The organism is Micromonospora sp. B11E3 (assembly GCF_039871625.1).
GTDB lineage: Bacteria > Actinomycetota > Actinomycetes > Mycobacteriales > Micromonosporaceae > Micromonospora.
In genome coordinates, this window is the sequence record NZ_JBDPMC010000024.1 from 82,904 (window position 1) to 92,553 (window position 9,650).

Annotated in this window: 9 protein-coding genes; 4 read left to right on the forward strand and 5 right to left on the reverse strand. The window is 73.8% G+C overall.

Annotation, left to right across the window (positions count from 1 at the left end; genetic code table 11):
- Positions 1–87 precede the first annotated feature (87 nt).
- Positions 88–1,305 (forward strand): RNA-guided endonuclease TnpB family protein, encoded by a 1,218-nt coding sequence (locus ABGB16_RS15015; protein WP_347668642.1) that lies wholly within the window; start codon positions 88–90, stop codon positions 1,303–1,305.
- A 13-nt stretch (positions 1,306–1,318) separates the two neighbouring features.
- Here ABGB16_RS15015 and ddaH read toward each other — a convergent pair whose 3' ends face one another.
- Complete coding sequence (gene ddaH, locus ABGB16_RS15020; RefSeq protein ID WP_347668661.1) at positions 1,319–2,137, reverse strand: dimethylargininase; 819 nt, start codon at positions 2,135–2,137, stop codon at positions 1,319–1,321.
- A 340-nt stretch (positions 2,138–2,477) separates the two neighbouring features.
- The gene (locus tag ABGB16_RS15025) at positions 2,478–3,194 is read right to left on the reverse strand and encodes a thrombospondin (RefSeq protein WP_347668643.1); all 717 of its coding nucleotides are present in this window, start codon (positions 3,192–3,194) and stop codon (positions 2,478–2,480) included.
- A gap of 363 nt (positions 3,195–3,557) precedes the next feature.
- Here ABGB16_RS15025 and ABGB16_RS15030 point away from each other — a divergent pair, with 363 nt between their 5' ends.
- Positions 3,558–4,391 carry a DNA-formamidopyrimidine glycosylase family protein gene (locus ABGB16_RS15030; protein WP_347668644.1) on the forward strand — a complete coding sequence of 278 codons (834 nt, stop codon included), beginning with the start codon at positions 3,558–3,560 and terminating at the stop codon, positions 4,389–4,391.
- Between the two features lie 60 nt (positions 4,392–4,451).
- Here the strand turns inward: ABGB16_RS15030 and ABGB16_RS15035 are convergent, their stop codons facing one another.
- The 3 genes from ABGB16_RS15035 to ABGB16_RS15045 all read right to left on the reverse strand — a co-directional run bounded on the left by ABGB16_RS15035 (position 4,452) and on the right by ABGB16_RS15045 (position 8,509).
- Entirely contained in the window at positions 4,452–5,873 is a 1,422-nt protein-coding gene (locus tag ABGB16_RS15035) for a WGR domain-containing protein (RefSeq protein ID WP_347668645.1), read from the reverse strand.
- An 83-nt stretch (positions 5,874–5,956) separates the two neighbouring features.
- Positions 5,957–7,336 (reverse strand): FAD-dependent oxidoreductase, encoded by a 1,380-nt coding sequence (locus tag ABGB16_RS15040; protein WP_347668646.1) that lies wholly within the window; start codon positions 7,334–7,336, stop codon positions 5,957–5,959.
- 24 nt (positions 7,337–7,360) lie between these two features.
- Positions 7,361–8,509, reverse strand: coding sequence for a glutamate--cysteine ligase (locus ABGB16_RS15045; protein ID WP_347668647.1), 1,149 nt, complete (start codon positions 8,507–8,509; stop codon positions 7,361–7,363).
- 139 nt (positions 8,510–8,648) lie between these two features.
- Between ABGB16_RS15045 and ABGB16_RS15050 the strand changes: the two genes are divergently transcribed.
- Together ABGB16_RS15050 and ABGB16_RS15055 are read left to right on the forward strand one after the other, a co-directional pair.
- Positions 8,649–8,945, forward strand: a complete 297-nt coding sequence (locus ABGB16_RS15050) for a DUF6412 domain-containing protein (RefSeq protein ID WP_347668648.1) — start codon at positions 8,649–8,651, stop codon at positions 8,943–8,945.
- Positions 8,946–9,084: 139 nt separating this feature from the next.
- The coding region (locus tag ABGB16_RS15055; RefSeq protein ID WP_347668649.1) for a membrane protein insertase YidC at positions 9,085–9,650 on the forward strand (566 nt) is incomplete at its 3' end.

Consider the following 9,650-nt stretch of genomic DNA (forward strand, 5'->3'; position numbering starts at 1 on the left):
CACCGATTCACCGCCAGGATGCCCCGTCCTTCAGGGCGGGAAGGAGTGACGGATATGTTGTCAGCCATGATCGTCCTTTCTGGTTAGATGAGTCCTGTGCGGACGGCGTACAGGTGCCGGGCATACCCGACGCCCGAGCAGGTGAGCGTGCTGAACCGTACGTTCGGGTGTGTACGCGTCGTCTGGAACCGCACTCTCGCCGCCCGCCACGTCCGCTGGCACACCGAACGGAGATCCACCTCCTACGCGGAGACGGACCGGGCGCTGACGGAGATGAAGAAGCAGCCCGACCTGGCGTTCCTGCGCGAGGTGTCGTCGGTGCCGTTGCAGCAGACCCTGCGGCACCAGCACACCGCCATGACCGCGTTCTTCGCCAAGCGGGCCCGGTACCCGCGGTACAAGTCCCGGCACGGCCGGCAGTCGGCTTCCTACACCCGGTCGGCGTTCCGCCTGCGCGACGGGAACCTGACGCTGGGCAAGACACCCGGTGTGCTGCGGTTCGTGTGGTCGTGGCCCGGCGTGGACGTGACCGCCCTGGACCCCACGATGGTGACGGTGTCCCGTGACCCGGACGGCCGCTGGTTCGTGAGCTTCGCCGTCGATGTCGCCGCACCCACCGCACCCGAACCGACGGGCGGGGTGGTGGGGGTGGACCTCGGCCTGACCGATTTTGCGGTGCTGTCCACCGGCGAACGCATTCCCCACCCGAAACACATGGAACGGCGCGAACGCCGACTCAAGCGGTATCAGCGGATGATGGCCCGCAAGCAGAAGGGTTCCGCCAACCGCGCCAAAGCCAAGCGGAAGGCGGCCCGCGCGCATTCGCGGGTACGCGACGCGCGCCGGGACTTCCTCCACCAGCAGTCGACCGCCCTGGTACGCCGGTTCGCCGCCATCGCCGTGGAGGACCTGGCGGTGGCAAACATGGTCCGCAACCCGTCCCTGGCCAAAGCGATCTCCCGCACCGGCTGGGCCGAGTTCCGCACCCTGCTCACCTACAAGGCCCACCGCGACGGCCGCACCCTCGCCGTCGTGGACCGCTGGTACCCGTCGTCGAAGACCTGCTCGACGTGCGGGCACCTGCTCGCCACCCTCTCCCTCGGCACACGCCACTGGACGTGCCCGAGCTGCGGCACCCGGCATGACCGGGACGTCAACGCCGCCAAGAACATCGCCGTCGCGGCCGGGCTGGCCGAGACACAAAACGCCTGCGGAGCGGACGTCAGACACGAAGGACCTCCTTCCGTGCGGTCTGCAATGAACCAGGAACCCCAACCCGCGAGGGTGGGAATCCCCCGCCGCTAGGCGAGGGAGGATGTCAATTGTCTGCCTCTCCCTGACGGCGGAGTCGCAACGTGCAGCACTTCGGTCCCCCGCCCGCCTTGCGCAGCTCGGACAGGTCCACACCGATGATCTCGTAGCCCCGGTCGCGCAGCTTCGCGGCCAGGTCGGTGGCCTGCTCGGGCAGCACCACGTGCCGGCCGTCGCTGACCGCGTTCAGGCCCAGCACCTCGGCGTCGGCCAGCGTGGCGTGGACGGCGTCCGGGAACAGCCGGCGCAGCACGGCCTGGCTGCCGGGCGAGAACGCCTCCGGCAGGTACGCCACGGTGTGCTCGTCGAGCACGGTGAGCGCGGTGTCCAGGTGGTAGAAGCGCGGATCGACCAGCTGCATGGTGATCACCGGATAGCCGAAGACCTCCTGCAGTTGGGCGTGGGAGGCGTGCGCGGTGCGGAACCCGGTGCCGGCGAGCAGGACGTCGCCGGCCAGCAGCACGTCCCCCTCGCCCTCGTTGACGTGCTTCGGGTCGTACAGCTCGAAACCGGCGGCCTCGAACCAGGCCCGGTACGCGGGGGCCTCGTCGGCGCGCTGCGGGTCGCGGAACTGCACGGCCATCGCCTTGCCGTCGATGACCGTGCCGCCGTTGGCGGCGAACACCATGTCGGGCAGGCCGGGCACGGGGTTGATCTCCTCGACGGTGTGGCCCAGCTCGCGGTAGACCTGACGCAGCCGCTCCCACTGGCGGATCGCCAGGTCGGCGTCCACGGGCCCGGTCGGGTCCATCCACGGGTTGATGGCGTAGTCGACGGCGAAGTACGTCGGCCGGCACATCAGGAAGCGCTGGCTCGTCGCGTCCATCGTCATTGTCCTGCTCCCAGGGGTCGGGCGCGCCCGGCCACCTTCGGCCCACGGGCTGGCGCCGTTGCCCAACGGTATGCGCGCGGGGACGGCGGCATCCACCGGCGGAAGTTGCGTCGACCGACTGATCGTTGCGTTTCGAGCCGGAGCGACGGCGATCCGTTGCGTTCCTGGGATGCCGGGGCCGGGCCGGCCCCGGACATGCTTCGGGGGCGGCGAACCGCCGCCCCCGAGAAGAGGATGTGCCCGGCTGGTGAACCACCAGGGGGTCCGGGCCGCCGGCGCGCCGCCGGCGTTTCCACCTGCGCCGGCGCACCGCCGGCGGGATCCCAGGTGCCCGTCAGACCAGGCCGGCAAACTGTGAGTCGAGCCACTCCCGCAAGCGCTGCACCCAGTCGCCGTCGGTGGTCGGCCAGTCGAACTGGCCGGTCATCGCCAGCACCCCCAGCACCACCGCCGCCACGCCGAAGGCCATCCCCAGCAGGGCGTCGGTCTTGCCGGCCACGTGCCGGCGCCGGGTGGCGACCAGCCCGAGGACGGAGAGCACCGCCCCGAGCGCACCCACCGCGATGCCGTACCCGGCGAGGGTGCCGGTCAGCACGAACAGCGCCCCGGCCACGCCGACGACGAGGCCCAGGGTGGCGAGCAGACTGGCCCGCGGCTTCGGCCCGATCGCCACGGGCGGCTCCGGCGCCGGCCGGGGCTCCCCGTCCACCGGGTCCACCGGCCGTCGTGCTGTCCGGTCCCGGTCGAGATCGACGGTCCGCTCCTCGGCGTCCGTGGCGTCGATCCCGGCCCGGCGTGCCTCCTCGCCCGTCGGGCGGACGACCGTGGCGGAGCGGGCCACCGCCGCCCGCTCCGCCGCCCGCCGCTCGGCGTCCGCGGTGCGCTCGCCGTCGGTCGCCGTCGCGCCGCTGCGGTACGTCGTGTGCTCGTGGTCCCGGTCGGTCGCCACCGGCTCCCCGGTGGCGACGGTGGTCGCGCCCCCGTTCGGACCGTCGACCCCGTCGTGGGCGGGGGCCGGCTCGTTCCGGCGCGTCAGCGAAGGAAGTTTCACCACATCACCTCCTGATCAGTGCGTGGAGGCCTTCCGGTGAGCGTCGGCGGCAGCCACGCGGTAACGGCCAGGAGGTACCCAGTCGGCATGCCGCCGACACCAGCGGTCGCCCGACCTGCGAGGCGAGGAGGTTCCACATGTCGGGTGAGGGCGCCACCCGGTTCGACGTCCACGACGCCGAGACGAACCTGTCGCTGATCACCGAGCGGGTCCGAACCCGCTGAGGAGATCATCCGAGGTAGTCGCGGAGGTGGATCTTGGCACGAAACGGCCCTTCCAGGGGCCCATTCGTACCAAGATCTGTGAGGGCTGCTTCGGGCAGCTCGTCGGTGTTTCCGAGCGTCGGGTCTATGCTGGGCAGCCGTGCCCGAGGGACACAGCATCCACCGCCTGGCGGCTCGACACGCCGAACTGTTCGCCGGTGACAAGGTGTACGCCGCCAGCCCGCAGGGCCGCTTCGCCGAGGGCGCGGCCCGGCTGTCCGGCACGGTCCTGGAGGGCACCGAGGCGTACGGCAAGCATCTGCTGCACCACCACGCGGGCGAGCTGACCCTGCACGTCCACCTCGGCCTGTACGGCAAGTTCGCCGACGGGCCGGGCGAGCCGCCGCCACCGGTCGGCCAGGTGCGGCTGCGGCTGACCAGCGACCTGCACTGGCTGGACCTGCGCGGCCCCACCGCCTGCGAGCTGCTCACCCCGCCCGAGGTGGCGGCGCTGCGCGAGCGGCTCGGGCCCGACCCGCTGCGCCCCGACGCCGATCCCGCCCGCGCGTACGACCGGATCTCCCGCAGCCCGACGGCGCTCGCCGCGCTGCTGCTGGACCAGTCCGTGGTCGCCGGCACCGGGTTGATCTTCGTGACCGAGGCGCTGTTCCGGGCCGGGCTGCCGCCGACCCTGCCCGGCCGGGAACTCTCCCCGGCCGGCTGGCGGGCGCTCTGGGCGGACCTCGTGGCGCTGATGACCAAGGCCGTCGAGGTCGGCCGGATCGACACCGTTCGGGACGCCCACCTGCCCGAGGCGACGGGCCGCCCGCCCCGGGTGGACCGGCACGGCGGCGAGGTGTACGTCTACCGCCGACCCGGCGCGCCCTGCCACGTCTGCGGCGACGAGGTGCGCCGCGGCACCCTCGCCGGCCGCAACCTCTACTGGTGCCCCACCTGCCAGCCCGGTACGGAAGGGTCCCCTCCCGGCGCCTGAGCACCGGGCCGCCCGCGCGGTGGCGGTCGGAATCAGGCGCCGTCCAGCAGGCGATTGCGGTCAGCGGAGCCGGCGGACGTCGCCGTACGCCCGGTAGAAGCCGCCGCGGCCCGACTCCCGCACCTCGGTGACCAGGTAGCGCGCCCCCGGCTCCCGGATGCCCTTGGGGAACTGCACCGACCAGTCGCGCCGGTAGCCGTCGGAGAGCACGTGGATGCGCAGCCGGCCGCCCTGCTCGACGCACTCCACCACCACGCCGTCGCGGTCGTCGGAGGTCACCTCGACGGTGGTCCAGGCGGCCGGCTCGGGCAGCCGAGCCGGCGCCTTGACGTCCACCACCTCGGGGACGCTGCCCGCCTCGGCGGCCCGGATCGCCGGCTCGCTGGCGTCGATGCAGGCCAGGTAGCCGCTGGTGGTCACCACGTACAGCCGCTCCTCGTGGTACTGCATCGAGTACGCCGAGCCGCAGCCGGTGCCGAGCTTCCACAGCCGGTTGCCGGCCTCGTCGAAGCAGTAGATCGAGGACTGGTTGTCGCCGGCGAAGACGTACCGGCCGCCCTCGGCGGTGGCGCAGGAGAAGACGGCCGCGTCGCAGCGGTACGTCCGCTCGACGCGCCCGTTCTTGCGCAGCCGCACCACGTCGCGCCGGCCCGTGCCGGCGAACACGGCGTCGCGCTCCTGCCAACCGAAGAGCACCGCCCCGGTCGGGGTGTGCCACAGCTCCCGTCCGGTACGCCAGTCGTAGCCGGTGACCCCCTGCGTGTGCCCGTGGTAGAGGGCGTCGGCGTCGCAGCGGACCATCCAGGCGGAGCGGCCGCGCCCGGGCCGGCGCCAGAGGAACTCGTCCTCGTGGTCGACCGCGGCGATCCCGCCGTCGGCGTCGGAGACGCCCAGCACCCCGTCGTGGATGTCCAGCCAGTAGATGTCGATGTCCGGGGCGATCGCGTACGCCACCCGGGGCACCTTGCCCGACAGGTCGTAGACGTTGCCGTCGTCGCAGCCGGCGTAGATCCAGGCGTCGTCCGCGACGATGCACTTCACCCCGTCGGGGAGCCGGACCTGGCTGCGCACCCGGGCGTCGTGGCCGAGCGTGGTGATCACGCCGTGCTCGTTGCCGACCATGCAGTTCTGCCCGTCGACGAAGATGCCGAACGCGGGCGCGCCCGAGTCGTACCGCCAGAGGACCGGGGCGGTGCGGGCGGTGGAGCGGGTGCTGACGATCTGCCGGCGGGAGATCGGGCGCTTCTGGCGTACGCCGCGCACCGCCGGGGCGTACCCCTTGCGGATCTTCTCGCCGATCTTCTTCGCCGCCGCGGCCCGTGCCTTGGCATTGTCCGCGAAGGTGCTGCTCTTCACCTGGCCCTGGTCGCCGATCCGGCCGTAGCGCACGGTCATCGCGGTGTCCTCCACCACGACCTCGTAGAACTTGTGCGCTCCACCATCCACTTCGGACAGTTCGAGGTAGGTCGTCTCCTGCGACATGGGATGCCTCCGAGGGGAAGTGCGCCGGGAACCGGCACCGCGACAGCGAGCACACGCTAACCGCGCCCCCCGACAAGAACTCCCTACCGGCCGGCGCGGGCCAGGGCGTCGACCGCCTTGCGGGCGGCGATCAGCACCGGGTCCCAGACCGGCGCGTACGGCGGGGCGTAGCCGAGGTCGAGGGCGGTCATCTCGTCCACCGTCATGCCGTTCCACAGCGCCACGGCCAGGGCGTCGATCCGCTTCGCCGCCTCCGACCAGCCGACGATCTGCGCCCCGAGCAGCCGCCCGCCGGGGCGCTCGGCGATCAGCTTCACCGTCATCGGCCGGGCGCCCGGGTAGTACCCGGCCCGGTTGGTGGACTCGGTGACCACCGAGACGAACTCGAAGCCGCTGGCCGCCGCGTCCCGCTCGCGCAGCCCGGTGCGCCCCACCTCCAGGTCGCAGACCTTGGTCACCGCCGTGCCGATCACGCCCGGGAAGGTCGCGTACCCGCCGCCGAGGTTGATCCCGGCGACCCGGCCCTGCTTGTTGGCGTGCGTTCCCAGCGGCACGTGTGCCGGCAGCCCGCTGACCCGGTGCAGGGTCTCCACGCAGTCGCCCGCCGCCCACACCCCCGGCACCCCGGCCACCCGCATCCGCAGGTCCACCCGGATCCCGCCGGTGGGCCCCAGCGGCAGGCCGGCGGCCTCGGCGAGCGCGGTGTTGGGGCGTACCCCGAGGCCCAGGACCACGACGTCGGCCGGCACCGGCCCGTCGGACGTGACCACCGCGGACACCCGGCCGTCGCGCTCCTCGACCCCGGTCACCTCGACTCCGGTACGGATGCCGATGCCGACGCCGCGCATCGCCTCGGCGACCAGGGTGCCCATGTCGGGGTCGACGGTGGACATCGGCTGGTCGGACTGCTCGACCAGGGTGACGTCCAGCCCCCGCTGGACGAGCGCCTCGGCCATCTCCACCCCGACGTACCCGCCGCCGACCACCACCGCCCGCCGGGGCGCGGGGTCGGCGTCCAGCCACTCGCGCAGCGCCGCGCCGTCGTCGAGGGTCTGCACGCCGAAGACCCCGCCGACGGTGGTGTCGGCCCAGTCGGGCTTCGTGGGCACGGCACCGGCGGCGTACACCAGGTCGTCGAACCGCTCGCGGATCTGGCCGCCGCCGGCGAGGTCGCGGGCGACCACCTCCCGGCGCGTCAGGTCGATCGCCGTGACCTCGTGCCGCAGCCGGACGTCGATGTCGAAGTCGTCCCGGAACGCCGCGGGAGAGCGGGCGATGAGCTGGTCCCGCTCCGGGACCACACCGCTGATCCAGTACGGGATGCCGCACGCCGAGTACGACGTGAACCGCCCCCGCTCGAACGCCACGATCTCCAGGTCGGACCGGTCGCGGCGGCGCCGGGCCTGGGACGCCGCCGCCATGCCGGCGGCGTCCCCACCGACGACGATCAGCCGCTGCGCCACGACCACCATCCTGTCACGGCGCGCTCACCCACGGGTCTGTCGCGCCACGTCCCGTACCACGTCGACCAGGTTGCCGGTACGCGCGAAGACCGCCCGCTGCCGGGCCGCGCCGGTGCCGTGCCGGCGCAGCGCGCCCAGCAGGTCGGTCACCTCCGCCAGGTCGCCGTGCCGCTCCACTTCGGGGCGCAGCTGTTCGACGAGGCGGTCCAGCAGCTCCCACGCGGGGCGCAGCTCGCCGTCGGTCAGGTCGACCCCGTCGCCCTCCAGCCCGTCGTGGGCGGCCCGCCAGTGCGCGGCGACCAGCAGGTGGTGGTCGGTGCGGATCGCCGGGCGGCCCGCGGCGATGTCCCGCAGTGCGGTGGCCACCAGTGCCCGCACCAGGGCGGCGACCAGCACCGCGTCGTCCAGCGACGGGCAGACGTCGCCGATGCGCAGCTCCACCGTCGGGTACCGCGCCGACAGCCGGGCGTACCAGTAGAGCATCCCCTCGTCGAGCATCACGCCGCTGGCGATGAGCTGCCGGATCAGCCGCTCGTAGTGCTCGTGCGACTCCAGGTACGGCGTCGGCGCCACCGACGGCCAGCGTTCCCACTCCACCGAACGCCAACTCGCGTACCCGGTGTCCTCGCCGCGGGCGAACGGGGAGTTGACCGTCACCGCGTGCAACAGCGGCAGCCAGGGCCGGACGTGGTTGAGCACCTGCACCCCGGTCTCCGGGTCGGGTACCCCGACGTGCACGTGCATGCCGTTGTTGCCCGGCCCGGGCACCAGCAGCCGGAACCGCTCGATCATCCGGTCGAAGCGGGGCTTGTCGACCACCGGCGGGACGGGGCCGTCCACCGGTCCGGTGCCGATGGCCAGCAGCCGTACGCCGGCCCGCTCGGCGGCCTCGGACAGCGCCCGCCGCAGCACCCCGAGAGAGTGCCGGATCGAGGACAGCTCCAGCCCGGGCGGGCTGCCGATCTCGATCTGGCTGGTCTGGAACTCGCGCTCCACCTGCCCGCGCAGCTCCGCCGGCACCTGCTCCAGCACCAGGTCCACGGCGGGCACGGCGGCGCCGGTGTGCGGGTCGACGAGCAGGAACTCCTCCTCCACGCCGACGGTGAGCAGGTCCGTGTCGCCCGGGGCCGCATGCCGTTCCCGCTGGGCCACCGCTCCACCCATCGCCCTCACCGTCCGTTCGCTGCCGGCCGCGGCGCCGTGCCGCGTCGTCGACCGGCCATTACCCGGAGTGTCCGACCGGGGAAACGCCGCCGCCTGCGTGTCGCCCCGACGCGCCGTTGTGGTGGACGGCGTCTCCTAGGCTGGGCGCGTGCCGGGATCGCTGCTGCTGGTGACGGGGGCGTGGGCGTACGCGCTCACCCATTTCACCCTGCTCGCCGGCCAGCCCGCCGAGCTGCTCGCCGGGGCCGCCGTGGCCGCCGCCGTGCTGCTCGTCGTCCTGCTCGCCGGGCGTCCCTCGGCGTCCGGCGCGTCCACCCGGGCCGCCCGCCACGGCGCCGGCCTGCGGGAACGCGCCCGCCGTCGCCGGGTGCCCCGGCAGGTCGACCCGGATGCGGCCGGCCGACCGCGGCCCCGCGCGCCCGGCCTGCGCCCCTCGGCCGGGTAGCGTCGCCGGACCTTGTCTCTCCGTCTCTCGTGGGCGGAGCGCGCCCGCACCCGCCCCGGCCGATTCCGCCGTCATCCGTCCCGCCGCGTCTGTCCGCCGGCCGGGACGCCACCGGAATCCGCACCCGAGGGGTTGACCCATGCTCGCCTTCGCACCGCTGCACGGCGCGGTCGGCGCCGCCGCCACCGCCGTCGCCTGGCTCGCCGACACGCTGCACCCGCTGACCGGCGGGGCCGCCACGGCCGCCGCCATCGTCCTGTTCACCGTCGCCGTCCGCCTGCTGATCTCCCCGCTGACCGTGGCCCAGGTCCGCGGGGAGCGGCGCCGCGCGGCCCTCGCCCCGCAGGTCCGCGACCTGCGACACCGGTACGCCGACGACCCGGCCCGACTGCAGGCCGAACTGTTCGCCCTCTACCGCTCGGCCGGGGCGAGCCCGGTCGCCGGCTGCCTGCCGACGCTGCTCCAGGCGCCGTTCTTCCTGGTCATGTACCGGCTGTTCAGCACGGACGAGGGCGGCGCCGGGCTGCTCGCCGAGCGGCTGGCCGGGGTGCCGCTGGGCTGGCACCTGAGCGACGGGCTGGCCGGGGCGGCGGGCCCGCTGTTCGGGGCGCTGCTCGCGGCGCTGGTGGCCCTGGCCTGGTGGTCGTCCCGGCGGGCGCGGCGGGCGGCGGCGGCCGGCGGCATGCTCGCGGGCGCGGCCGCCGC

Coding starts and splice junctions, on each gene's coding strand:
- ddaH (WP_347668661.1), bottom strand. CDS start 2,137: ATGGACGCGACGAGCCAGCGCTTCCTGATGTGCCGGCCGACGTACTTC.
- ABGB16_RS15015 (WP_347668642.1), top strand. CDS start 88: ATGAGTCCTGTGCGGACGGCGTACAGGTGCCGGGCATACCCGACGCCC.
- ABGB16_RS15035 (WP_347668645.1), bottom strand. CDS start 5,873: ATGTCGCAGGAGACGACCTACCTCGAACTGTCCGAAGTGGATGGTGGA.